The following is a 26200-nucleotide window of genomic DNA, read 5'->3' on the forward strand; positions in this document are numbered from 1 at the left end:
TAGCTTAACAGAACAATTTTCAAAAAGAGGTGACAGGATAATGACAATCGTAAAGGGGAAACCGATGGAGAAATGGATCAGAGAATTTCCGGATCTGGGCCCCATATTAAATTACACCCCGTTTTATTGGAGTAATCCAGGTGTGAAGGATAATAAGGAAGCATTGCAAGACCAGCCGCTTCAATTAAAAGATATGAAAGATGCGGAGGAACGCTTAAAACGATTTGCACCTTTTATAGCAAAGGCCTATCCCGAAACGGAAAAGGACAGGGGAATTATTGAATCACCGCTGATAGAAGGGAATCAAATCAAGGCCAGAATCGAAACGATTACAGGTCAAAAAATCCCTGGTGCATTTTACATAAAGCTGGATAGTCATTTGCCGATTTCCGGTTCGATTAAAGCCAGAGGCGGTATTTATGAAGTTCTCAAATATGCAGAAACCCTGTTACAGGAGCATCATTTGTTATCCGAAACAGATGATTATAGTAAAATGACGGAAGCAACGTATCGGGAATTTTTCTCGCAGTATACGATTCTTGTAGGCTCTACAGGTAATTTGGGTCTGAGTATCGGCGTCATCAGCGCCAAGCTTGGTTTTCAAGTCATTGTCCATATGTCTGCAGATGCAAAGCAATGGAAAAAAGATTTGTTAAGATCGCGCGGAGTTCAGGTTATGGAGCATCCATCTGATTATAGCAAGGCAGTGGAAGAGGGAAGAAAAGAAGCTGAAAATGATTCGAAAAGCTATTTCATCGATGATGAAAATTCTAAGGATTTATTTTTAGGATATACGGTGGCAGCTATTCGTTTGAAAAAGCAATTCGAAGAACGGGAAATTCAAGTGAGTCCGGAGAAGCCGCTCCATGTTTACTTGCCTTGCGGTGTCGGCGGAGGCCCGGGCGGTGTTGCGTTTGGTTTGAAGGTTATCTTTGGTGACGCTGTAAAATGTTATTTTGCAGAACCGACTCATTCCCCTTGTATGCTGGTCGGAATGATGACAGGACTGCATAATGAGATTTCCGTCAATGACTTTGGATTAGACAATCAAACAGCCGCAGATGGGCTAGCTGTCGGCAGACCCTCTGGTTTTGTCGGAAAAGTCATGGAGCCGCTGTTAGAAGGAATTTATACGGTAAGTGATGAGCAAATGTTCCGCCTAATTGCAGAAATGGCTGATGCAGAGGGCATTCATTTGGAACCTTCTGCTGTAACCGGGTTGATGGGACCTTCTTATGTCGTTCAAAATGAACTGAAAGTGACCGATGGAGATACGCATTTAATTTGGGCTACCGGTGGAAGCATGGTGCCGGGTGACATTCAGGAAGCGGAATATCAAAAGGGACTGGAATATAAAAACAATCCTGATATAAGGTGATTATTGAAAGAATAGAAAAAACGCAAATCAGACGCGCCAGCCGATTTGCGTTTTTCTACATGGCAGAGGCCTTCTTTAGGCATGTTTATTTTTCAATAACCTGGCATTGAACGCTACCATAATCGTACTGAGTGACATTAATACTGCGCCAACGGCAGGGTTTAGTACAATGCCCCAAGGGGCTAGTATTCCTGCTGCTAATGGAATGGCAATAATATTATAGCCTGCTGCCCACCAAAGGTTTTGAATCATTTTGCGATAGGTTGAGCGGGAAAGCTCTATGATGGAAACAACATCGACCGGGTCACTATTCACTAAGACAACATCAGCTGTTTCCATCGCGACATCTGTACCGGCCCCGACTGCTACTCCTAAATCAGCAGTGGCTAAAGCAGGGGAGTCATTGATGCCGTCGCCGGTCATCGCTGTTCTTTTTTTATTTGCCTGCAGCTGTTTGATTTGATCGGCTTTTTGGTCTGGGAGCACCTCAGCGATAACGTGGTCAATGCCGATTTCTTTGGCCACGCCGGTCGCTACGGTCTGATTATCACCAGTCAGCATCTGTGCTTCAATGCCAAGCTCATGTAAACGGCGTACAGCTTCTTTGGAGGAAGCTTTGACTTGGTCAGCAAGGGCAATCATTCCAATGAACTGTTCTTCCTCCAGAACAAAAATTACTGTTTTACCTGCATCAGCAAGCTGGTTAAAAGCTTCTTTATCATAAGGGATTCCGTTTTTATCCATATAACCGGGGCTTACTGCTAGAAGCCAGGAACCTTCCAATTTTGCTTTTACACCTGCACCTGTTATGGAATCAAAGGTTTCTGGTGTGGTCAAGTTTATTTGCTGCTTCTTCGCAGACGCAACAACCCCTGCAGCAATCGGATGCTCCGACTGTGCTTCAATAGAAGCTGTTTTTTGCAGAAGCTCTTTTTCGGTTATATTGCTGCTGGAAATAATATCTGTTACAGCAAATTCCCCTTTGGTCAACGTGCCTGTTTTATCAAATACGACTGTATCGATTTTTCGTGCATCTTCAAAGCCTGCACGATTACGGATAAACAAACCGTTTTGAGCTGACAGATAAGTGGAACGGGCAACTACCAAAGGAATTGCCAGCCCTAAGGCGTGTGGACAGGAAATAACGAGAACTGTTACCATTCGTGTCATCGCTTCTTCCATTCCATAGCCAAGAGAAATCCAAATAACAAATGTAAGGATTCCGGCAGTTATAGCAACATAAAACAGTAATTTTGCTGCACGGTCGGAAAGCTTTTGCGTTTTTGACTTACTTTCCTGTGCTTCTTTAACAAGCTGAACCACCTGTGAAAGATAGCCTTCTTCACTTGTTTTAGAAACCTCAATTGTCAATGAACCAGATGTGTTAATTGAACCGCCGATTGCTTCATCTTTCACTTGTTTTTCAACAGGGACCGATTCGCCAGTCAGCATGGATTCATCCACAGAGGATTTTCCGTTAATAATGATACCATCTGCTGGTATTTTTTCACCTGGTTTAATCAGAACATGATTCCCTTTTTTTAGCTCTGAAACGGGGATGACTTCGGTGTTGCCCGTTTTGTCTATTTTGGTTGCCTCCTGTGGCATCAGCTCTACTAATGATTCCATGGAATCAGAGGCTTTGCTGACAGATTTCATTTCTATCCAATGCCCCAGCAGCATAATGGCAATCAGTGTTGCTAATTCCCAGAATAAATCATGACCTTCCAAACCCAATACAGTAGCGGCACTATAAACATAGGCTACAGTAATTGCAAATCCAATCAGGGTCATCATTCCAGGAGATTTTTGTTTTAATTCGTCCACAGCACCTGTTAAAAATGGCCAGCCGCCGTAGAAGAAAATAATAGATGCCAGAATGAGCTCAACCCAATGGTCCCCTGCAAATGTTAGCGAATAATTAAAGAACGACTGAATCATATCCGAAAGCAGAATAATCGGCAGTGCCAGTACAAGCGAAATGTAAAACCGCTTTTTAAAATCTGCAATCATATGCTCATGATGATCGTGGTGGGAATGAGCATGATGCTTCTCTTGATGATGTTCATGGTCGGAATGATGCGCGTTGTGATGATTATGTTGTTCATGCATTTGTAATCCACTCCTTTCCTTTTATTATACCCCTGCAAGGTATTTGCGAAACATGTAATTATTCAATCTTGAGAGGGAATTTTTATGGTCAGCGAACTTTCGTTTGTACCTGCTGGAAGAGTATAAGGATTTCCCGCCCGATCTGCAGAAATATGTCCCTGATTATGAATTTTTTCTATACGATGTATCTGGTTATAAAGACGAAAATGTCCAATTGAATGTGTTCCTGCGAATTATTCTGATGGTGTTTCGGGATATCCGCAAAAAGGATATCCACGCCATGGTAAATACCATCTATCAGGCAGTCGATTACCTGCGGCAGCTGCAGGATCAAGCAAGAGCCACAGCGTATTTGAAGACGTTGTTTTATTATATTTTCCGTGTCCAGCGGCATCTTACCAAAAAACAATTTTATGATATAATCGACCATATAGGAAACACTTATCAAGAAGGAAGCGAGTTGACAATGACATTAGCGGAGATTTTTCGGAATGAAGGGAAGGAAGAAGGCAGAGCGGAAGGTATAGCCAATACCACAATTCGATTAATCACAAAGTTTGTAGCTCCACCTTCAGAAGATATAAAGAAAAAGATACACGAACAGGAAATAAGCACACTGGAAGCAATAATAGATCATATAGATGAATTGGAAACCATAGAAGACGTCAAACAATACTTGAAATAGAAAAGAGATGGGATGCCTTGACCTAATGTAAGAAGAAATACATCTCATATAAATTTGCAGTTCCATTTCATTTTTAAATATTGTATAATGTGATTATAAATTAGATTTCAATGCTATTTAAATAAATAAGGAGTGTGCTGTGTGAGTATTGTAGTAGGTTCTAAATAGGATAATTTCAAACGAAATAAATATAGAAATAATTAGGGTGAGTAGACCCTTTATTTGTAATGTATTTATTTCAACCTATGAAGATACCTGCTGAACTTATAAGCACCTCATCATAATCGTCTTGTCTCGTTGTGCTATCTGTTGTTATTCTGAAACAGATGTACATGACAGATGGGTTATTATGTAAAAAAGCTGCGGTATTCCTGCGGCTTTTTTTATTGATAAAATTCATTCTCAAAATGGATGAGAAGATACGTATTGAAATCTAATGGGCAGGTATCTTCATTCTACGCTCCCTTGTAAACAAGAGAGGAACTTGATTACTTCAACGCATATCGTAAAGGAGAACAAAAAATGAATGAGATAACCTTTGATAAACTGCAATATAATGAACTAAAAAAAATTATCAAATCTTATTGTATCAGCGGGCTGGGAATGCAGTTAATGGATAAATTAAAGCCCAGCTCAAATATTAACGTGGTGAAAAGCAGATTGAATGAAACGACGGAAGCGGTGGCCATTTTGAATACGAATAGCCGTGTTCCTTTCCTGGGCGTTTCCAATATTGAAAATATCATGCAAAATCTAGAAAAGGGAATCATCTTACAGCCGGATGATCTAGTAAATGTATCGGATTTCCTGCGGGGCTGCCGGAAAATCAAAAAATACATGCTCGATAAAGCATTTTTTGCACCTGTATTAGCCTCTTATGCAAATTCAATGGCCGTATTTCAAAGTATAGAAGAAGAGCTTGATTTTTCGATAAAAGGAAATCGAATCGATTCCGCAGCAAGCAAAGAATTAAAACGGATTCGAAACCATATCCAAGCTGTTGAGACGAAGATGGAGGAACGTTTAAACCGATTTTTGAAAAGCAGTGTGTATAAAAAATATATCCAGGAAGCATTTATCAGTAAAAAAGATGATCGATATACAATTCCAGTAAAAGCTGCTTATAAGCATCATGTCGATGGCGTCATTGTAGACACCTCTTCCAAAGGCTCTACGGTTTTTATTGAACCTGCTGCAGTCAGTAAATTAAATAATGAACTTGCTGTATTAAAAGCTGAGGAGCAGATGGAAGAATATCAAATTCTGGCAACTTTATCGGGAATGATTTTAGAGAATATCAGCGAATTAAAAATAAATATGGAATTGATTGGCCAATATGATATGGTGTTTGCCAAAGCTAAATTTAGTAAGCAGACGGACGGAATTGAGCCCAAATTGAATGACCATGGGTATATGAAACTGATCGATTGTAAACATCCGCTGTTAACAGGGAAAGCAGTGCCTTTGAATTTTGAGATAGGTGAAGATTTCAGGAGCCTGATTATCACCGGACCAAATGCCGGCGGAAAAACCGTTGTATTAAAAACGATTGGGCTTCTGACATTATCTGTGATGTCAGGGTTTCATATAACGGCTAATAAGGAAACGGAAATCAGCTTATTCGAAAATATTTTTGTGGATATTGGCGATAATCAAAGCATGGAAAATGCGCTAAGTACATTCTCCTCTCATATGCAAAATATAGCTGAGATTATGCAGCAGGCGAATCATCATTCTTTAGTACTCTTTGATGAGATTGGCAGCGGAACAGAGCCGAATGAAGGAGCAGCTCTTGCTATCTCTATTTTAGAAGAATTTTATCAGATGGGCTGTATTACTGTAGCTACAACCCACTATGGTGAAATCAAGCGTTTTTCAGAAATGCATCCGGACTTCATGAATGCGGCGATGCAATTTAATAGTGAAACATTAGAGCCGCTGTATAAATTGATTATGGGGAAATCAGGAGAAAGTAATGCGCTGTGGATCTCCAGGAAAATGAACATGAAAGAACAAGTTCTTCAAAAAGCGAAGGAATATATGAATAATAAAGAATATCATTTTGACCTTGTTAATCATAATAAAATTAGAAAGCCTAAGACAGTTAAACAGAAATCAGCTGTATTTACGGAGTACGAAAAAGGAGATCGGGTCAAGCTGTTGGAATACGATGATTTCGGAATTATCTATGAAGGAGCTGATTCACAATATAATGTGGTCGTTTTTTATAAAAATGAGCTGATTACGGTGAATGTAAAGCGAATCTCCTTAGAGATTAAAGGGAAGGATTTATATCCTGCAGGTTACGATATGGATACTTTATTCGAGAATTATCATTCTCTGAAAATGCAGCATGATTTGGAGCGGGGATCTAAAAAAGCGTTGCGGAAGGTGGAGAAGGAGATTAGAAACAGGGAAAAGTAAGCTGGCCTTTTGTCCGTGCTGACTATAAAAAAGGGTAGGCATCTTCTGTTATTTGAACCTTACGTAAACCTCTCCCTCCAAATAGAGAGTATAAATGAATTTATTTAGGCGGGGATTTTACGGGTGTTAACTCCCTGAATGAAATTTTGCTTATGAATTTGGAGGGTTATTAAAAAACATTTAATATTTGATACAAATAGTGCCAAGCTGATGTTTTCAATATGAATTTACAAGCAACAAAAAATATTTTTAAAATTCCCCCTTCCCATTCTCTGATAAATCTGATAAGATAGTGAAAATATCAAAATTGGAATGCAAGGATAAGGAATAGTACTTGTCTGACTTGTTTACAGAAAGTTGCTGGCTGATGAGAAGCAATGACAGGGAAGCAGGGAACTCGCCTTAGAGCAGCCTTAGTGAAATCAAGTTAAGAAAGTAATTAAGGACGGAACCCCACCGTTACACGGGAAGGATATAAGACAGTTTTGTCTGTATCTGGATAAGTGCATGGTAATTTGGTTTACCATGAAATCGGGGTGGTACCGCGTAAGAATAAGTCTTTCGTCTCCTAGCAAAGTGAATTGCTGGAGAAGAAAGGCTTTTTTTATTTCAATTTAAATTTGAGGAGGAATGTATCATGTTTAATCATCAAAAATACGGAAAACAATATTTTATGCCACCGACAATATCTTATGACTGGGTGAAGAAAGAAACCTTGGAGAAAGCTCCAACATGGTGCAGCGTGGACTTGCGGGATGGAAACCAAGCGTTGCCTATTCCAATGAATTTGGAAGAAAAGCTGGAATTGTTCCAGCTATTAGTAGATATCGGCTTTAAAGAAATCGAAGTTGGTTTTCCGGCTGCCTCTGATACGGAGTTTAATCTTTTACGGAAATTAATTGATAATAATATGATTCCAGATGACGTAACAATTATGGTGATCACGCAGGCAAGAGAGCATATTATACGCAGAACCTTTGAAGCAATTCAAGGTGCACCAAGAGCTATCGTGCATTTATATAACTCCACTTCGGAAGCTCAGCGCAGGCAAGTATTTAAGAAATCTAAAGAGGAAATTAAACAAATTGCTCTAAATGGAGCTGTTTTAGTGAAAGAGCTTGCGGAAGAAGCAGGAGGAGATATCTATTTCCAATATAGTCCGGAAAGCTTTCCAGGAACAGAGGTAGATTATGCTTTAGATATTTGTAATAGTGTGTTAGATATTTGGAAGCCGACACCTGATCATAAAGCAATCATCAATATCCCGACCACTGTTCAAATTGCGATGCCGCATATTTTTGCTAATCAAATTGAATATATTCACAAAAATCTGGCTTATCGGGATGGAGTTACTTTATCGATTCATCCGCATAACGATCGTGGAAGTGGCGTGAGTGATGCTGAATTTGGCGTTTTAGCTGGTGCAGAGCGAGTAGAAGGTACGTTATTTGGCATCGGTGAGCGTACAGGGAATGTCGATTTGATTACCTTAGCAATGAATATGTATTCCCAAGGGTTTGATCCGGAATTGGATTTCAGTCAGATGAATGCCATCCGTGAAAAGTATGAGAAGCTGACTCGAACAGAAGTGCATGAAAGACATCCGTATTCCGGCGATCTTGTCTTTACAGCCTTTTCTGGTTCACATCAGGATGCAATTTCCAAAGGGATGAAATACCGTCAGGAAACAAATACGGAAAAGTGGGATGTTCCTTATATTCCAGTAGATCCAGTAGATATCGGCAGAAATTATCAGGCAGATGTTATTCGGGTCAACAGTCAGTCCGGAAAAGGCGGAATCGGTTATATTCTGGAAACGAACTTTGGCGTAAAACTTCCGTATAAAATGAACGAAGCAATGGGATATGCAACGAAAAAAGTGTCTGATCAAACAAGCAGAGAGCTTTCCGCGGAAGAAATTTATCAGGTCTTTAGAGAAAATTATGTGGAATATCATCCAAACTTTGAATTAGTAGATTACTATTTTAATAAAGGAACCGGGCAGGAAGTAACGTTAACCATCCAAAAAGAAAAGGAGCAAATCGAGCTGCAAGGTAAAGGAGCCGGAAGTCTGGATGCGATCAGTAATGCGTTAAAAGCGCATTTTGACATCGATTATGCTTTAGAAGTTTATGAACAGCAATCTTTAGGTAAAGATTCCGCTGCAGAGGCTTGTGCACAGATTGGTATTTCCCATCAGGGAGAAATTTACTGGGGAGCAGGCATTCATGAGGATATCACTGCGGCATCTGTATATGCTTTAGTGGTAGCAGTGAATCGACTGGAGGATGCCTTGATAAGTCAAAAAGAAACGGTAAAATGATGTGTTTTAGGAATCTCAAGTAAAAGAAGAGTAACAAGAGACTTCAAAAAAAGTATCAATGAATGGAAGAGCTTCTCTTAGACATATGTATGTTTAAGAGAAGCTCTTCTTTAATTCAGATAGAGTTTCTGATCTTTGTAGTCTTGGTAGGCATGATCGATAGTATACTCGAAATCATGATAATTTTCCCATGTACCGATGAAACCAAATGGTACTTCTTTTAAATCATCTATTACCCATAATCCATAATCAGTCAGATAGTATCTTTCATAATAAGCATTTACAAACGGAAAAATTTCTTCAGAGACATCTTCCTCTGTGAATTTTCCATCACAATTTTTAATAAAAAATTCTATCCCGGACATTGTTTCGTTTCGTACAGCCTGGAGATCTTCATTTGCTGTTTCTTTTAACAATTCCCCTTCAAACTGATGTTGAATAATCCAGGTCAGAAAGAAGCCGATATGGTTTCCAGCATAATATTCAATTACATCCATATCTGTTTCTGTCAGTTCTTCCTCGTCTTTTTGAAATTTTTGCATATACGGTTCGTAAGCAGACGCGTGATGATAATCAATTCGATCAAAATACATGGTTTTATCCCCTTTAAATATATGTTATGTACTTCCAGCTTTTATCTAATAAGTGTATCATCATACAATAGCTGTTTACAGTTATCCGGCAGAATAGATTGATGAAGACAGGCACGTTTTTACTGTATTCAAATGATAGGAACAGAAGTTAAAATTTAGCTGCATAACTGGATTAAAAGGGACGCAATGTTCAAAATGAATTAGATGTGACCGAAAAGAATGATGGTCATTTCTTGAGTTAACATAATGTTTATCATTATAATGAAACAATAGATAGTTTAAAATGTAGACAAAAAAACTAAACCAGCAGCTAAGAAGGATAGCAGAAAGGATTGAATGACAGGTATGTTAGTCAAATTATTAGAACCGCTAAATGTTCCAGATTCACTTATTGAAAAATTAGCAGAACCACTCCAAAAGAAAGGGCATGAATTTGTTTACTATAATGAAAAAACAACCGATACGAAAGAACTGGCCAAACGGAGTGAGAATGCAGATGTAGTAATGATTGCAAATAATCCGTATCCGACAGAAGTAATTAATCAAAATGACAATTTAAAATTAATCAATGTTGCTTTTACAGGAGTGGATCATGTAGGGATTGCAGATGCAAAAAATCAAGATATCCTCGTATGTAATGCAGCTGGATATGCCAATCAGGCAGTTGCTGAATTAGCCATTGGCCTGGTGATGGATTTGTATCGCCGCGTAACGCAGGGGAATAGTGATATCCGTGCTGCAGATTACCCTGGAGCTTTTCAGGGAAAAGAAATCAAAGGAAAAACAGTCGGTATTATCGGTACAGGAAAAATTGGTATCGAGACTGCCCGTTTATTCAAAGCATTTGGCGCTAAATTAGTTGCCTCCAACCAGGCGAGCATCAATCCAGAAGCAGTAGAACTGGGCATGGAGTATATGGATTTAGATGAGGTATTGGCTCAATCAGATATTGTAACCTTACATGTGCCGCTGATGCCGAACACGAAGGGGCTGATTTCTAAAGAAAAACTAAGCTTGATGAAAGAAACAGCTGTTTTAATTAATTGTGCACGGGGGCCGATTGTGGATAATGACGCGTTGGCAGATGCGTTGAACAGCGGCAAAATCGCAGGAGCTGGTATTGATGTGTTTGATATGGAACCGCCAATTCCAGGAGACTATAAATTATTGCATGCGAAAAATGCTATTTTAACTCCACATGTCGGCTTTTTAACAGATGAAGCCATGGAAGCACGAGCTAAAATTGCTTTTGATAATACGGTGGCATTTTTAGAAGGAGAGCCTCAAAACGTTATGAAGCGGTAATATGCCGGATACCGGCTGAGATAATAAAATAATTTATTGTTTTAGAAAGAAAAGAAGGGCTGATTGTGTATTTATAATAATAGATACAATCGGCCCTTCTTCAAGCTTATTGATCTGCTGTTGCAGTTCCGGCAGAAGAACGGGCGTTTACTTATTTTCTTTTACTCTGTACCAATATCTGTAAACTTCTGAAAAACCAATTTTGGAATAGAGCCGCAATGCAGATTCGTTATTCAGCAAAACAGCCAGGTAACTGTATTTTGCTCCCTTATCTTTTCCCCATTTTAGTAAGTGCAATATCAGCTGTTCGGCAAATCCTTGATTCCTGTATTGACTATCGGTGACAATATCGTAAAGCCCTATGTATTCCCTTTCGATAACACCAAGACAGCAGGCAATTACTTCTTCATTATAATAGAGGGATATAAAGCACTTTTGCGTTACGATATTGGATAGCATCTGCATCATAGTATCCTTATTTTTTTCTTCTACATTATTAAGTTGGCAAAAACAATCCAGCCACTCTCTGTTTATTTTTTCATCTATTCTTACCCTATGGAGAGCCGGCTCGCTGATAGTATCTAAAGCTATAGTTTGGACACTGGTATAGTCCACCAATGAATAAGCCCGCTCCTTTAATATATCATCTAAGTTTTCTGGCTGAATAAAAGGCGTGATTTTAAACGTGGTACGTAAATTTTTTTCTGCATAGATTTTCTCGCATGCATCTATTTTTTGCTCCAATTCTAAAGTGGAATAGAGGATAGGCTGAATGGAATTCGCCCGTTTGGTATAACCATTCGCAAATCTCAGCACCCAGCCGTCATAAAGTAATGTAGATAAAGGCTGCCAATTGTTTAAAGATAATTCTTCCATCGTCTTATCAAGCATAATATCCCTCCGATAGCTTTTGAATTATTATACATTTATTTGTATAAATATTCAATTCGAAAAGGTATTCTTTTTTCGGTATAGCAACAGGCTTTTATGTCGTGTAATAACATCCGGAAGAATCATTGTAAAAAGTATTTGGTTATGATATTTTAAAGTTAGTCAGTTGAATAACTAAAAGGACGGTGTGCGAATGGCAAAACCTAATGGAGTCAGCAAGCAGGAGTTAATTCAATATGCCAAGGAATGTCTGGTTGAGAAGGGGACGGAGAAGTTTACTTTGAGAGCGGTAGCAGATACAGCCGGAGTAACTCAAGGGACGATTTATTACCATTTTCGGACCAAGGAACAGCTGCTCTTGAGCATTGTCGAGGACATATGTGAAAAAAGCTGGTATGAAATTTCTAAAAGTAATACCTATGTGCTAAAGCAGGCGATTGCTTCGGCTAAAAGCCGCTGTTCCTATAATTCTTTTTTTCATCAGCTGTTTATTTTAATGACAGCAGCCAGTTTCAAAAATGAGAAGATCAGAAATCAGCTCTCAGAGATTATGCAGGCAGAAAATCAGGCATTATCCGAGAATCTATTAAAAATATGGCCGGCATCTCCGGTGCATGGTGTTTCTATGGAAGCATGGGGAATTATGTTTAATGCCATGGTGGATGGCTTGGCGATGCAGGCATTACTGCAAAAAGATTTTCCCGTTGAAAAAGTATATCAGGAATTTGAGCAGATTATAGAGGCTCTTACAAATTTAAGCGAGAAGGAGGCAGCGGAATGAAAACCTATTTGTTCACAGCAGCATGGGGTGTCATCGTTTGGGGCGCAGCTACCTTATTTTTCCGGATTTTTGGAGAAGCTGTTCTTTTTCCGCCTGGTACAGATGCATTTATGTATAGTTCCGGAGCACTTCTCGTTGGAACAGCCATTCTATTAACGCTGGTCATCTATCTTTATACCCTATTTGATAAAAAGGAGTATGCCGCGATACGATTTGGAATTGTAGGAACCATGATTGGTTTACTATTGGATAGCTTTGTTTTTTCAAATTATCAAATGATATTTCCTGACTTACACGAGACACAGGTAATTGCTTTTTCATCCTGGATGACTTTTGCCTATGCTTTGTATTTAGTAATACCCTTTTTATTCCAGCAGAAAGCCAGACAAAAACAAGTTGTAAGAGGAAAGTAGAAACTTTCATATCTTGCTTTTTAATTGGATTATTCTTTATTTCTTATCTTTCAGGTGTACAATGAAAGAAGAGGTGGTTGCTGTTGGATACAAAAATAACTGCAGAGCAGCGAAGGGCAATTATAGAGAATGATAAATCGTATGACGGGCAATTCTTTTATGCGGTGAAAACAACAAAAATCTTTTGCCGTCCTTCTTGTAAATCAAGAGTTCCCAACTTTGATAATGTTACCATTTTCAAAAAGGCAGAAGATGCTTTACAGGCTGGATATAGGCCATGTAAGAGATGTAAATCTGGAGGAAGCAGCCTTCCGGATGAAGAATGGGTAACACAGGCGGAAAATTATATCAGAGAAAATTATGCAACGTCTTTAACATTAAATGAGCTTGCAGAAGCGTGTCATGGCAGTCCTTATCATTTGCATCGCGTGTTTAAAAGGTGGACAGGAATAACTCCATTGGCTTATTTGCAGCAAATTCGGCTGGAAAAAGCAAAGGACTGCTTAATAGAAACGGATTTATCTGTGAAGGAGATAGCTCATCTTATCGGTATAACAAATCCAACTCGCTTCACAACACTTTTTAAAGAAAAGAATCAACAAACACCGCGTCAATTTAGAAAAGCGTACAGGGAGAAGGTGTCTGCAATGAAGCATAACCAAGAAGAAACAATTTATTATGGAAAATTAGAGCATAACGGCTGGTCGTTCTATCTTGCGGCAACTGATAATGGATTATGCTATGTCGGATCTCAAAATAAAGAAATAGATGAAATTGAAGCCTGGGCAGATAAAAAAAGAGCAGACTCAGAACTGGTACATGATGAGGGGAAAATTAATTGTTACAAAGAGCAGCTGATTTCCTATTTAGATGGTGAACGAAAAGAATTTGATTTGGCAATGGATTTAAAAGGGACTGCTTTTCAAGAATCTGTTTGGGAAGCGCTGCAGCACATCCCTTATGGAGAAACAGTTTCGTATATGAATATAGCGGAAAAAATAGAAAAACCGAAAGCGGTACGAGCTGTTGGTGCCGCAATCGGCGCCAATCCAGTAATGATTCTGGTTCCATGTCATCGTGTGATTGCAAAGGATGGCAAGCTGACAGGATTTCGCGGAGGTATTCCGATGAAAGAAAGTTTATTAGAGCTGGAGAGGAGATAAATTCTAAGAGCATCTATTAGAATTTCTAGAGATGGAAAAAGCATTAGAAGTCTGGCACAGCCACGCTTTCTAATGCTTTATTATTTCGCAGCTCCGGAGAGCATTCTTCTTTAGAGGAAATCCTGACAGGAAACTAAGAGGTCAATCTTTTTCCACTGTATTTCCTCATCAATAGAATTTCCTTCTTCCACGGAAGCAAAACCGCATTGTGGAGATAGTGCAATGTTATCGCCCACGACGGATTTGGCTTCCAAATATCTTTTCTTAATATCATCATGTGCTTCCAATGCCGGATTTTTGGTAGAGATAAGACCGACTACAAATGTAGCGCCGGTATTTTTAAGCACTTCCCAAGGTGCAAAGGAACCGGAACGGGCATCATCATATTCCACAAAGAAACCGTCATAAGGAATCGTGCTGATAACTTCTGCGACTGAATCATAAAATCCTGAAAAGAGCGGGTTTCCTTTAAAGTTTCCTTTGCAGAAATGCGTTGCAATTGTCATGTCTTCGGGTTTTTTCTCCAAAGCCTTGGCAGAAGCTCGTCTAAACCATTCTAAAACCTCTTCTTTTGTATAACCCAGAGCGGATACTTTTTCATTGAATGTGTCATCAATCATATAGGTCCATGACGTATCATCAATCTGTAAGTAACGGCATCCATGATCGTATAAATCCTGAACGGCTTCCTGATAGGCTTTTCCAATATCCTCAATAACGAGGTCAATATCGGTGCCATAATATGGTGTATCCTTGATGCCGAGCTGAAGAAAATGATCAACCAGAATCATATTCGGTCCGGAGATAGATTTTTTTGCTTCTACGCCATCGTAATTTTTAGCGAGGCTATGTAAATAATCCCAGGCTTCTATTTCTGGATGATTCTTATTCTTGTTATAAGAAATTTTCCCTTCAATACATCCTAGCTCAATTTTGTTCGTGACGTCGTTGATTACCTTATCAAAATGCTTTGTAGTAAAGCCGTCAAATTCTTTCAGCCAGTCAAGGTGCCACCATCTGCGTCTGAACTCACCGTCTGTAACAAATTTGAGACCGTGTGCCACTTCCTTCTCCACCAAATCGGAAATGGCCTGATCTTCTGCTTCTCTTAATGCATTCAAATCAATTTCTCCATTAAAATATTTTGCACGGGCAATCTTGATTTCATCGGGTCTTAAAAAAGAACCTACAATATCGTATTTTATGTTTAACATCGCTGCAACTCCTCGTAAGTATGTATTTACTTATGCTTAATAGATTAATTATATACAGAATAATAAAAGTCTGTAAAATACTTAAAACATATTGGTAGATATAGTTTTAACATATAGCGGGTATCCTGCTTAATTATAATTTCTATCAGAAATGTTCCATTTAATTTTGAAAAGATGCAATAGCCTGTTATAACAGGGGGAATGAAGAAATTTATTCTTAGTTGAAATATTTTTATTGATTTTCGATAAATAGTTATCTATAATCAATGTTAATAATAAAATTTTAAATTGGAGATTGAGAAAATGAAAGCAATCAAACAGCTTATCCGATTTGGTTATGAACAGGCGCTGTCCTGTATCTTTCCAGTCATTATTTTTGCGTCCTTAGCGATAACAAAGTTTATCGATCTGCCTTTCCTGTCAAGATATGATTGGCTATTGGTTATCTGTCTCATCACACAGGTTTTTATGATAGCCTCCGGATTAGAAACGAAAAAAGAGCTTGTCGTCATTACCTTATTTCATATCATTGGATTGACTTTAGAAATTTTTAAAGTGAATATGGGCTCATGGGTCTATCCGGAAGAAGCGTTTACGAAGATTTTTGGAGTTCCGCTATACAGTGGTTTTATGTATGCAAGTGTCGCCAGCTATTTGTGTCAGGCATGGAGAAGATTAGATGTTCGGCTGGTAAAATGGCCATCTATCTTTTTAGCAGGACCGCTGGCAGCTGCAATTTATTTGAATTTCTTTACCCATCATTATTGGCTGGACATCAGATGGTGGCTGTCTGCATTAGTACTTATCGTATTTTTAAGAGCATGGGTGGATTATAAGGTCGGCAATAAACGCTATCGTATGCCCATCGTCCTTTCTTTTTTCCTGATTGGTTTCTTTATATGGATAGCCGAGAATATAGCAACCTTTTTCCAGGCATGGGAATATCCAAACCAGGCAGAAGTATGGAGCATGGTACATTTAGGAAAAGTAAGCTCCTGGCTGTTATTAGTCATTGTCAGCTTCTTGATTGTAGCAATGTTAAAACAATCACAGGCGAAGATAGAAGGGTTATTGGAAGGAAGTAATCAAGGAATTGCCAGAAGTAAAAGTTAATTAAGAGAAGTATTTTATATATATATAAACGAGGTGATTATGATGCAGAAAAGCTCAACGACATTTTTGAAAACAGTTATTTATTTAATGGGATTAATTATGATTGCCCTATCGGTTATTTTAATTCCGCAAATTATCATCGATATTTCGGATAGTTCTGCGATGGTTAAATGGGTCATATATCCAATTGTAATTGGTGTTTTTTTAACAACGATTCCATTTTATCTGGCACTTTACCAAGCCTTAAAACTACTGAGGCTGATTGACCAAAATCAGACCTTTTCAGAAGAGGCTGTTTTTACTCTGAAAAAGATTAAACAATGTGCCTTAACAATTACTGGGATTTATATTCTGACGATGCCGTTTATTTATTTGTTTGCCGAGAAGGATGATGCTCCAGGTGTAATTATAATTGGCATGGTGCCATTGTTTGTTTCATTTGTTGTTGCTGTATTTGCTTCCCTTTTACAGAAGCTGTTTAAAAATGCGTTAGAAATTAAAACAGAAAATGATTTGACCGTGTGAGGGGTGATGATATGGCAATAGTGATTCATATTGATGTGATGCTGGCAAAACGTAAAATGAGTGTAACGGAATTAACAGAGAAGGTTGGTATTACCATGGCAAATCTGTCTATCTTGAAAAATGGAAAAGCAAAAGCGATTCGGTTCTCTACATTGGAAAAGATTTGTGAGGCTTTGGAATGTCAGCCAGGGGATATTTTAGAGTATGTGCCGGATGAGGAAGAAGGAGTTTGAGAGGTTTTTTCTAAAGTTATACTAAAATGAATCATTGGATTCCCTTGATGAAGTTTATAAAAAAGTATAGGAATTGTCTAAAAGGTTAATTTTTAGTGCAGCCTTTAATAAGAAACTAACAGCCATAAACTCAGGATTATTGAGGTTCATGGCTGTTTATTAATGTGATATAAAAGTGTTTGATGTATTTGACTTCAAATAATGTAAAGAGGTAAGATACTGTAATATCCTATTTCAGATAGTGAACCAATAATTTGTTTTGAAAATTATAAATGAGATTAGGAAATGGTTAGGAGTACGTTTATGAGAATTGCAGAAGCATTAAAAATTGGAGAGTTATCAGAAGGAACACTAATTACAGGGCATGAGGGGTTAAATAATATAATTAATTCTGTTGAAGTAATGGAGGTTCCTGAAGTGCTGGATTGGGTTACACCCGGTATATTGATTATGACTACTTTCTATTCGATTAAGGATGACGAAGAAAAGCAAGTTGACATTGTCCGTACTTTAATTGAGAAAGGTGCGTCTGGGATTGTAGTCAAACTTGGAAGGTTTATTAATAAGCTTCCAGAAAAAATGATTGAATTGGCAAGCAGAAGAGATTTTCCGATTATATCTATTCCAAAGAATATTTCGTATATCAATATTTTGATGCCTCTATATGAAAAATTATATGAAGAGAAACAACTGCAAATTCAAACCCATCATCCATTTACTCAAATACAAGAATCAAATTTTATTTCCATGGAGCAGGCAATTGAAAGTATGGCAGAAGTCGTGAAAGCTTCTGTCTATGTGGAAGATCTGGAAGGAAAACTTTTGTATCGTTCTGCTTATTTTAAAACAGATGGATGGAGGAAAAAGAACGCTTTATTTTCTCCTCCACAAGCTGCTTCTTATTTAAAAGTCATTGAAGGATGGATAGCAGAATTCAATGATCAATCATTTATTATTTATAAAATGCAAGGATATAAAAATAGGATGCTGATTCCTTTGACGTCAAAGAATCAAATCTTTGGAATTATTCATGTGCTCTATGCAGATGAAAAATTAGCCGAAACAGATTCTGTCACTATGAAGAAAATGAGTAATAAATTGAGTGAACTATTTATGAGTGATCAGATTTATTATCAAAAAAATCGGCTATATGAAATAGAGTTAATGGAATCTTTTTTAAATGATTTAAAGGAGAATGAAGATAAGGGAATAACCATTGTACACTTTCAAGCGCCATGGATAAGACAGTCGAACCAGCCTGCGAATTTGTTGGTGGATTCCTCCTGTCTCATCAGGAAAGAATTGGACGTTCTAATAAAGAAATTCGAATTTGGTCAGACATTAATTTTTGAAAAACATAATTATTTTTATGCATTTCATTATGGGAAAAAGGTGAATTATTCAATGCTTGTTAAGGCATGGCAGCAGATTGTTGTACAATATAATGCAAGAAACAGTGCAGAACCGATTCGTATTTCAATAAGTTCTTGCATATCAGATCCTCAAAACTTCGATCAGTCGATGCATTCTGTTACAAAAATGATGGAAATAGGGGAAAAGGTAAAACCGGAAGAAAATGTTTATATCCAAGACCAATTAGGAATTTATGAGATATTGATTAATTTAACCTCGGAAGATGTTGTGCAAAAATATACCGACACAGTTCTGTCTCCCTTGCTTCGGGAAGAAAATGATGATTTACTGCATACGCTAATCGTTTATTTGGATAATAACGGAAATGTCTCTAAAACTTCTGAAAAATTATTTATTCACAGACGTACCTTAAATTACCGAATTAATAAAATTGAAGAGGAGTTAAATATGGATATCAGTAATCCGGAAGCAGGTTTTATATTGCGTTTTTGTTTGAAAATAAAAGAATTATCTTGAAAGATAAAACGATAAAAAATATTGATATGAATAAAAGATTGTGGAAATGAAAGAAACCGGGGCAATACTCAGACTCTACTGATAGAATTTGAGTGTTGCTCCAGTTTTTTTTGGGAACCAGGGCATTTAATTGATTTCATAACAGCTATAATGAGTTTATTTTTAGTCATTTTTAGAAAGATAAAACGTATGCACTTTTTTTGCAGTTGAAAAAAGTGTGAAAATTTATTGTAAATATATTGCACATTTTTAACATTCTAAAATAATTTATAACTCTTTATAATAGCCGGAAAGGAGATGAAGTAATGTTAGGAATTATCAGAGTATTATCAACAGATAATGAAAATATTTTGATGGAGCATGGAACAAGAATGAAAGAGTTGTATCAAATTGCCTCAAAAACAAAATGTATCGGAGAGCAGCCGAATGGTATATATGATAATGAATCGGAAGCAGCAGCGATACCCAAAATTGTTTCTCTGGCAAAAGAGCTATCCCAAGAAAGGGATATTGATGCAATTACCATCAGCTGTGCGGCGGATCCGGCATTAGATGAAGCTCGTTTGGAAACAGATATTCCAATAATCGGTGCAGGAGTCTCAGGTGCACATGCTGCCAGTATGGTAGGGAGTAAGGTTGGAATTATTGGGATAACCCAAGAGGCTCCAATAAGAATGAAAGAAGAGCTCGGAAGTCGTTTCCACGCTTATACTTCTTCACCAAAACTAAGTAAAACAACAGATTTATTCAAAGAGAACGCAAAACAGGAACTATTGACACTTGTTCATGAGCAGATAGAATCGGGTGCTGATGTTATTTTATTCGCTTGTACAGGCTTTTCAACAATACGTTTAAAGAACTATTTACAGAAAAGGGTGAAAATTCCTGTGATTGATTTAGTCGAAGCGCAGGCGATAGCCTATCAGCTAATAGAAAGCAGGGAAAAAGATGAAGAATAAAACGTTTGATCCTACATTTATTATATTCTCTATTATTATCGCGTTTTTAGGTGCGATTATTGGGATGCAGTTAATTACGTCACTGGGGATTACTCCGAATACCTCTATTATTGGTGCTCTAATTGCAATGCTAATTGCGAGGATTCCGATGCAGATGTTTTATAAATATCGTACATTGGAAAACCAGAATTTGGTGCAAACAACGATATCTGCTGCAACCTTTGGCGCAGCAAACAGTTTATTGATTCCAATTGGATTACCTTATGCAATGGGAGTTCCTGAGTTGATAATACCTATGCTGATTGGTTCAGGAATTGCTCTTGCTATCGATGCTTTAATCTTATATAAAGTGTTTGACACAAAGTTATTTGGTTCAGATGAAGCTTGGCCATCAGGAATAGCAACTGCAGAAGCTATCAAAGCAGGAGATGAAGGTGGAAAGAAAGCCAAATATTTAAGTTTGGGCATTGTTGGCGGGGTAATTGGTTCTTACTTTGGCATCTCGATGTCAGCCTTTGGTGTAGCTTTTATCGGTAATATTTGGGCTCTTGCCATGTTTGGAATAGGTTTATTACTTATGGGATATTCTGATCCTTTATTTGGATTAGACTTAAATGCATATTATATTCCACATGGCATGATGATTGGTGCGGGAAGTGTAGCACTGTTACAGTTTATTTTCATCCTTGTCAAATCGAGAAAAGAACAGAGAAAAATAAATGAACAGATTCCAGAGCGTGAATATACACGTACAGAAAAGGATATCAAAACTGGTTTTGGACTTGGTTATCTATTTTATGCTCTAGGTGCAGTGGTAGTCGCAATTTTAGGTGGAATTATGACAGACATGCCAGTATGGCAGATTGTTATATTTGTTTTATTTGCTGCACTTGCTGCTATCATCAGTGAGATGATTGTCGGAATTGCCGCTATGCACTCTGGATGGTTTCCTGCATTTGCAGTAACGCTGATTTTCTTATTAATCGGAATGATGATTGGATTTCCACCGATTGCCCTTGCGTTACTAACAGGATATACCGCTTCGACTGGACCTGCTTTTGCAGACTTGGGATTTGATTTGAAAACAGGTGTTATTTTACGAAAAGGGGCCACTCTGGAGCAGGAATTGTTTGGAAGGAAGCAACAGCTTAAAAGTGCGTTTATCGGATTTGGTGTCGCATTTGTCGTTGTTTTTTTATTCGCAGAGAGTTTCTTTGAACAAGGACTCATTCCACCTGTTGATGCAGTTTATGCAGCAACAATTGAATCGGGTCTGACAGGAAATGTAGGCATGATGATATTAATATGGGCCATTCCTGGTGCAATTATCCAGCTTATTGGCGGTCCAAAACGTCAAATGGGAGTTTTATTTGCGACAGGTTTGCTGATTGTTAACCCACTTGCCGGCTGGGCTGTTATCGCCGGACTGATTATTCGAATAGCAGTTATCAAGCTTCGAGGCCAAGAGGCAGAAAATACAATGTATACGATGGCAGCCGGATTTATCGCCGGTGATGCGATTTATAGCTTCTTTTCATCTTTATGGAAAGCAAGATAATTAGGGGGATTGGACAATGGTTAGAAAAATGTTGACAAAAGAAGATGCAATCAGTGCTGTATATGGAGGATGTATTCTTGGCGGAGGTGGAGGCGGCTGGATCGCTGACGGCTTAGAAAAGACCGACCTTGCTTTTGCTTTGGGGAATCCGGAGCTGATTACAGTCGATGAATTGCAGGACAATGAATTTGTTCCTTGTGTTTCCTTAGTAGGAGCTCCTTCCGCTAAAGAAATGTATGTTGATTCCGATCAATTAGTTAATACAATTCATCGAATGAAAATGGAATTTGACAAGCCGATTGCAGCATTAATGACAAATGAAAATGGTGCTTCAACAACGATTAATGGCTGGCTGCAAGCTGCTGCTACTGGCTTGCCAGTAGTAGATGCCCCTTCCAATGGGAGAGCACATCCAACAGGTTCCATGGGGTCAATGAATCTTTCCGAAGTAGCGGATTATCAATCGATTCAAACCTTTGCTGGAGGGAAAGGTGATAAAGAAGCAGCTGGTTCCATCACAGGTACATTAGACCTTACTTCCAGTGCAGTCCGCTCCATCTCAGTGCAAGCAGGAGGCATGGTTGGTGTTTGCCGAAATCCAGTCGATACACAGTATATTAAGGAAAATGCAGCAGTTGGAGCAATAACACAGGCAATTGAACTAGGTAATGAATTTTTATCTGTACCTGAGGGTCCAGAACGGATTGAAAAAGCAGTGACGTACTTAAAAGGAAGAATTATTCATTCTGGTAAAGTGAATGAATTTCAATTAGATAAAACAGGTGGATTTGATGTTGGTTATGTTCGCATTGATGATTTAGAGCTTACTTTTTGGAACGAATATATGACCGCAGAAAAGAACGGAGAGCGTAAAGGAACATTTCCTGATCTAATTATGACTTTCGATGTCGAGACTGGGAAACCGCTTGTTAGTGCAGAAATTAAAGAAGGCATAAAAATAGCTGTTATGTCAGTACCAAAAGAGAACTTACTTTTAAGTTCTACCATGTACAATCAGAAGCTATTAAAAACGGTAGAGCCAATTATCAATAAATCAATTATTTAAAAGAATATACAAAACACGTTAAGGAGCTGAAGATAAAATGTCTTTAAAATATACAATGGAAGTTATGGAATTATTAGATAATCCAAGTATCAATGGTGAAAAAATTGTAAAACTGTTCGATGAAATGACTTATTGCGATGCCGGTTTTGAGACAGTAAATGGAGAAGCTGGTTCGACTGATTTCATTAAAATAGTGATTAAAGGAACAAATGGAAAAATAGACGGAGGGGAAGCGCCTTCTTTAGGTATTGTTGGAAGATTAGGCGGACTTGGTGCACGTCCAAATCGTATCGGGTTTGTCTCTGATGGGGATGGTGCGGCTGCAGCAGTTACAACAGCTTTGAAACTAGCAACGATGGCTGAAAAAGGAGATCGCCTGCCTGGAGATATTTATATCACCACACATATTTGTCCAAATGCACCAACTCAGCCACATAAGCCTGTAGACTTTATGGGATCACCGGTTGATATTTTGACGATGAATCAATATGAAGTATTCCCAGAGATGGATGCAGTATTATCTATCGATACGACAAAAGGAAATAAAGTATTTAATCACCGCGGAATAGCATTGTCACCAACTGTGAAGTCTGGATATGTTTTAAAATTCAACGATGACTTAATAAGAATTATGGAGATGACAACGGGAGAATTACCAGTCACTTTTGCGGTCACCACACAGGATATTACTCCATATGGAAATGATGTTTTCCATATTAACAGTATCCTCCAACCATCAGTTGCGACAGATGCACCAGTTATTGGTGTAGCAATAACTGCGCAGACAGCTGTTCCGGGAAGCGGTACAGGAGCAAGCCATGAAGTGGATGTTGCACAGGCTGTCCGTTTTTCAATTGAAGTAGCTAAAGAATTTACTCAGAAGCAAATCGAATTTTATGATGAAGCAGAGTATAATCGTATGGAAGAACTTTATGGATCGATGAAACATCTGCAAACATTAGGGAAAGCCTAAGATGGGAAAAGGAAACGTTGGCGTCTTAACTATCGGACAAGCTCCGCGTACAGATGTTACTCCTTCTATTCAGAGAATTCTTGGATCAGAAACAGAAATCGTTGAAAAAGGAGCATTGGACCGGCTTGATGTGGATTCATTTCATACCGTTGCTCCGGATGCTTCGGACATAACGTATATATCCAGAGTCAGAAACGGAGGCTCTGTGAAAATGGGAAAATCAAAACTTCTTCCACTGCTCCAGGAAGAAAGAGATATGTTGGAAGAACAGACAGAAGTAATTATTATGCTTTGTACAGGAGATTTTCCAACTTTACAAGGGACCAAGCCAATTATTTATCCAGACGTTGAGTTAAACCAAGCTGTCCACAAGGTAATGCCGTCAGGAAATCTGGGGTTAATTATTCCTTTAGAAGAACAAAGAGATTCGTTGATTGAAAAGTGGAATCATCCGGAAATAAAAAAGCTTGTGGAAGTAGCTTCTCCTTATGAAAAAAGTAATATAGAAGGAGCTGCAAGAGCTTTAAAAAACCGGGGAGCAGATTTGATTGTCCTTGATTGTATGGGTTACAATGAAGAGCATGAGAAGAGAGCAGTAAATGCAAGTGGACTAAAGGTATTTCTGCCAAGAAAAGTCGCTGCTTATGCAGCAAAAGCACACTTAAATAGATTATAATTTTTAAGGCATAGAAAGAAGGCAGTAAAATGAATTCTTTTCAGCAAACCGTTGCGAAATTAATGAAGAATAATGTATTTGCAGAGAAAGATACGATAATTTTAGTGGTAACAGATCATAGTACAGAAGCTCTGGGAAAGAAATTTAATGAGGCTTTGGAGCAGGATGGCTGGAATACAAATTTACAAATAATGTCGGACCGCAGTAAATCGGGAGAAGAACCATCGGAAGCAATCTCTGAAGCGATGCTTTCATATGATCTTGTATTCTGCCTGACCAAGCATTCCCTTACTCATACGGCTGCAAGAAAAAATGCAAATGCCCATGGGGTAAGTGTGATTACGATGCCAGGAATTACGGAAGATATGATTCTTCAAGGAGCAATGAGTGCAGATTACAAGCGCGTAGAAAAAGAAACAAACGAAATGACCGCTAAGCTGACAAAAGCGAAAGCAGTAACCATTACAACTGGAAAAGAAAAAAATCTTAAACTCCGTATTCCGCTAGAAGGCAGAGATGGGATAGCAAGCACAGGAATATTCCGCGGTAAAACAGCATCAGGAAACCTTCCATCTGGGGAAGCATATATTGCTCCTGTAGAAGGACTGGCTGAAGGGAAAATAGAAATAAATGGGTCCATGGCAGGAATAGGATTGGTAGATGGGCCTGTTGTTTTGACAGTTGAAAAAGGACGGCTTGTTCAAGCAACCGGAGAACAGGGGGAATTGCTATTAACCCTTCTTGGAGAAGGAAATGGGCGTCTGGCAGCTGAGCTTGGAATTGGCACGAACCATGCTGCGAGAATCACTGGAAATATTTTAGAAGATGAAAAAGCTTATGAAACGGTCCATGTTGCTTTTGGCTCTAATCATACTTTTGGCGGAATGAATAAAGCAGATGTGCATATTGATTGTGTTACCAAAAAACCGCAATTAGATTGGGAATTTGAATAAAATATAAAACAGATATTCCATTTTATGGAATATCTGTTTTATATTTTTATGGGCATTGTGTTACAGCGTTAAAAAATACGAAGCGTTCCCAGAAAAAAGATTAAACAGCTGTATTTTTGCTCTTCAACAAATCAATCAGTCTATATAGATAATAAGCTCCTCTTAATTGCTGCTCGATTTGATAATCCATATAATCCAGTGCATCAATAACAATTTTTCTGGCATCTGTTAAACTATGATGCTGTATCTTATCCAGGATATCGCGTACGGTGTCCAATAAATAAACAGAGGATTGTACCGTTTTGATGATCAATATTCTCCTCATATCCTCCCTTGTATATAGTCGATAACCATTTTCCGGATTTCTTTCAGGAGTGATTAACCCTTCCTTTTCCCAATGTCTGAGGGTGGTTGCAGCAACATGTAATTCGTCTTCTACTTCTCCAATCGAATAATATTTCTTTTGCTGTTTTTTCATGAAATCCTGTATATTATCTGGACTTAAGATAGAAGCAGCATCCAATGCCTGCTGTTTTCTTTCAAATAACTCAGCCTGCACTTGGTTGACTTCCCATAATGCTTCAATATATTTATTTTCCTGCAGCAGAGGCATCACTCTGCGGACGGTCCCCATCCCAAAACCAGGGTACATAGCCCGGATACACTGAAAATAAGCTTCATGGACCTCAGTGTACACACGATATCCATTTGCTTTCCGAATCGCTTTTGGCACAATGCCCCATTCTTCATAGTGTCTTAATGCACTTGTTCCTACATCTAGTTTCTTAGCAATATCGATTGGCCGCAGTTCCATGATTACCTCCAAAGATTAGATTAAAACCTTATAGACCCATGACGGGTTTTGGTTAATTGAACGTTATTATAGCTTATCATTTTAACTCAAACTTTGCACTTGCACAAATGTTATATGATGGTAATAGATGTTAGAAAGGAGGGATATCAAGATGCAAT

Annotated in this window: 22 protein-coding genes, 2 pseudogenes and 1 other annotated feature; of the genes and pseudogenes, 19 read left to right on the forward strand and 5 right to left on the reverse strand. The window is 38.3% G+C overall.

Annotated elements, in window-relative coordinates; genetic code table 11:
• Positions 1-40: 40 nt before the first annotated feature.
• Positions 41-1378, forward strand: a complete 1338-nt coding sequence (locus BN997_RS14305) for a D-serine ammonia-lyase (protein ID WP_042533282.1) — start codon at positions 41-43, stop codon at positions 1376-1378.
• A 75-nt stretch (positions 1379-1453) separates the two neighbouring features.
• Here the strand turns inward: BN997_RS14305 and BN997_RS14310 are convergent, their stop codons facing one another.
• A complete protein-coding gene (locus BN997_RS14310; RefSeq protein WP_042533284.1) occupies positions 1454-3490 on the reverse strand; it encodes a copper-translocating P-type ATPase in 2037 nt (678 codons plus the stop codon).
• A gap of 103 nt (positions 3491-3593) precedes the next feature.
• Here BN997_RS14310 and BN997_RS14315 point away from each other — a divergent pair, with 103 nt between their 5' ends.
• From BN997_RS14315 to BN997_RS14325, 3 genes are all read left to right on the forward strand, one after another.
• Entirely contained in the window at positions 3594-4175 is a 582-nt protein-coding gene (locus BN997_RS14315) for an Rpn family recombination-promoting nuclease/putative transposase (protein WP_052485025.1), read from the forward strand.
• A 522-nt stretch (positions 4176-4697) separates the two neighbouring features.
• On the forward strand, positions 4698-6599 hold the full coding sequence (locus BN997_RS14320; RefSeq protein ID WP_042533286.1) for an endonuclease MutS2: 1902 nt from the start codon (positions 4698-4700) through the stop codon (positions 6597-6599).
• Positions 6600-6907: 308 nt separating this feature from the next.
• Positions 6908-7171, forward strand: a binding site (T-box leader).
• A gap of 65 nt (positions 7172-7236) precedes the next feature.
• On the forward strand, positions 7237-8922 hold the full coding sequence (locus tag BN997_RS14325; protein WP_042533288.1) for a 2-isopropylmalate synthase: 1686 nt from the start codon (positions 7237-7239) through the stop codon (positions 8920-8922).
• 110 nt (positions 8923-9032) lie between these two features.
• Here the strand turns inward: BN997_RS14325 and BN997_RS14330 are convergent, their stop codons facing one another.
• Positions 9033-9515, reverse strand: coding sequence for a DUF7832 domain-containing protein (locus BN997_RS14330; protein ID WP_042533290.1), 483 nt, complete (start codon positions 9513-9515; stop codon positions 9033-9035).
• 336 nt (positions 9516-9851) lie between these two features.
• Here BN997_RS14330 and BN997_RS14335 point away from each other — a divergent pair, with 336 nt between their 5' ends.
• On the forward strand, positions 9852-10820 hold the full coding sequence (locus BN997_RS14335) for a 2-hydroxyacid dehydrogenase (protein ID WP_244882383.1): 969 nt from the start codon (positions 9852-9854) through the stop codon (positions 10818-10820).
• Between the two features lie 147 nt (positions 10821-10967).
• Here BN997_RS14335 and BN997_RS14340 read toward each other — a convergent pair whose 3' ends face one another.
• Positions 10968-11711, reverse strand: a complete 744-nt coding sequence (locus BN997_RS14340) for a GNAT family N-acetyltransferase (protein ID WP_042533292.1) — start codon at positions 11709-11711, stop codon at positions 10968-10970.
• Between the two features lie 193 nt (positions 11712-11904).
• Between BN997_RS14340 and BN997_RS14345 the strand changes: the two genes are divergently transcribed.
• From BN997_RS14345 to BN997_RS23860, 4 genes and pseudogenes are all read left to right on the forward strand, one after another.
• Entirely contained in the window at positions 11905-12492 is a 588-nt protein-coding gene (locus BN997_RS14345; RefSeq protein WP_042533294.1) for a TetR/AcrR family transcriptional regulator, read from the forward strand.
• Complete coding sequence (locus tag BN997_RS14350; protein WP_042533296.1) at positions 12489-12905, forward strand: DUF5367 family protein; 417 nt, start codon at positions 12489-12491, stop codon at positions 12903-12905. The genes BN997_RS14345 and BN997_RS14350 overlap by 4 nt, the downstream gene beginning before the upstream one ends.
• A 77-nt stretch (positions 12906-12982) precedes the next feature.
• Positions 12983-13528: pseudogene (locus BN997_RS23360) on the forward strand (bifunctional transcriptional activator/DNA repair enzyme AdaA); the annotation flags it as partial.
• A 60-nt stretch (positions 13529-13588) separates the two neighbouring features.
• Positions 13589-14068 (forward strand): annotated as a pseudogene (locus BN997_RS23860) (methylated-DNA--[protein]-cysteine S-methyltransferase); the annotation flags it as partial.
• A gap of 110 nt (positions 14069-14178) precedes the next feature.
• Here BN997_RS23860 and BN997_RS14360 read toward each other — a convergent pair.
• Entirely contained in the window at positions 14179-15282 is a 1104-nt protein-coding gene (locus tag BN997_RS14360; protein ID WP_042533299.1) for a 5-methyltetrahydropteroyltriglutamate--homocysteine S-methyltransferase, read from the reverse strand.
• 303 nt (positions 15283-15585) lie between these two features.
• Between BN997_RS14360 and BN997_RS14365 the strand changes: the two genes are divergently transcribed.
• From BN997_RS14365 to BN997_RS14410, 10 genes are all read left to right on the forward strand, one after another.
• Positions 15586-16395: a DUF817 domain-containing protein gene (locus tag BN997_RS14365; protein WP_042533300.1), complete on the forward strand. Its 810-nt coding sequence runs from the start codon at positions 15586-15588 to the stop codon at positions 16393-16395.
• Positions 16396-16434: 39 nt separating this feature from the next.
• Positions 16435-16920 (forward strand): DUF2975 domain-containing protein, encoded by a 486-nt coding sequence (locus tag BN997_RS14370; RefSeq protein ID WP_332094141.1) that lies wholly within the window; start codon positions 16435-16437, stop codon positions 16918-16920.
• Between the two features lie 11 nt (positions 16921-16931).
• Complete coding sequence (locus tag BN997_RS14375; RefSeq protein ID WP_042533305.1) at positions 16932-17153, forward strand: helix-turn-helix domain-containing protein; 222 nt, start codon at positions 16932-16934, stop codon at positions 17151-17153.
• A 303-nt stretch (positions 17154-17456) separates the two neighbouring features.
• Entirely contained in the window at positions 17457-19043 is a 1587-nt protein-coding gene (locus BN997_RS14380) for a PucR family transcriptional regulator (protein ID WP_042533307.1), read from the forward strand.
• 305 nt (positions 19044-19348) lie between these two features.
• The gene (locus tag BN997_RS14385) at positions 19349-20002 is read left to right on the forward strand and encodes an aspartate/glutamate racemase family protein (protein ID WP_042533309.1); all 654 of its coding nucleotides are present in this window, start codon (positions 19349-19351) and stop codon (positions 20000-20002) included.
• Positions 19992-21560: an OPT/YSL family transporter gene (locus tag BN997_RS14390; protein WP_042533311.1), complete on the forward strand. Its 1569-nt coding sequence runs from the start codon at positions 19992-19994 to the stop codon at positions 21558-21560. Before BN997_RS14385 ends, BN997_RS14390 begins: the two co-directional genes overlap by 11 nt.
• A gap of 16 nt (positions 21561-21576) precedes the next feature.
• Positions 21577-22626 carry a DUF917 domain-containing protein gene (locus tag BN997_RS14395; protein ID WP_042533313.1) on the forward strand — a complete coding sequence of 350 codons (1050 nt, stop codon included), beginning with the start codon at positions 21577-21579 and terminating at the stop codon, positions 22624-22626.
• A gap of 37 nt (positions 22627-22663) precedes the next feature.
• Positions 22664-23599: a DUF1177 domain-containing protein gene (locus BN997_RS14400; RefSeq protein WP_042533314.1), complete on the forward strand. Its 936-nt coding sequence runs from the start codon at positions 22664-22666 to the stop codon at positions 23597-23599.
• Position 23600: 1 nt separating this feature from the next.
• On the forward strand, positions 23601-24275 hold the full coding sequence (locus BN997_RS14405; RefSeq protein ID WP_042533316.1) for an AroM family protein: 675 nt from the start codon (positions 23601-23603) through the stop codon (positions 24273-24275).
• A 29-nt stretch (positions 24276-24304) separates the two neighbouring features.
• Complete coding sequence (locus BN997_RS14410; RefSeq protein ID WP_042533318.1) at positions 24305-25228, forward strand: aminopeptidase; 924 nt, start codon at positions 24305-24307, stop codon at positions 25226-25228.
• Positions 25229-25328: 100 nt separating this feature from the next.
• Here BN997_RS14410 and BN997_RS14415 read toward each other — a convergent pair whose 3' ends face one another.
• Positions 25329-26042 (reverse strand): MerR family transcriptional regulator, encoded by a 714-nt coding sequence (locus BN997_RS14415; RefSeq protein ID WP_042533320.1) that lies wholly within the window; start codon positions 26040-26042, stop codon positions 25329-25331.
• Positions 26043-26200: the final 158 nt, after the last annotated feature.

It is taken from the genome of Oceanobacillus oncorhynchi (assembly GCF_000821065.1).
In the GTDB taxonomy this organism is placed as follows: Bacteria; Bacillota; Bacilli; order Bacillales; family Amphibacillaceae; genus Oceanobacillus; species Oceanobacillus oncorhynchi.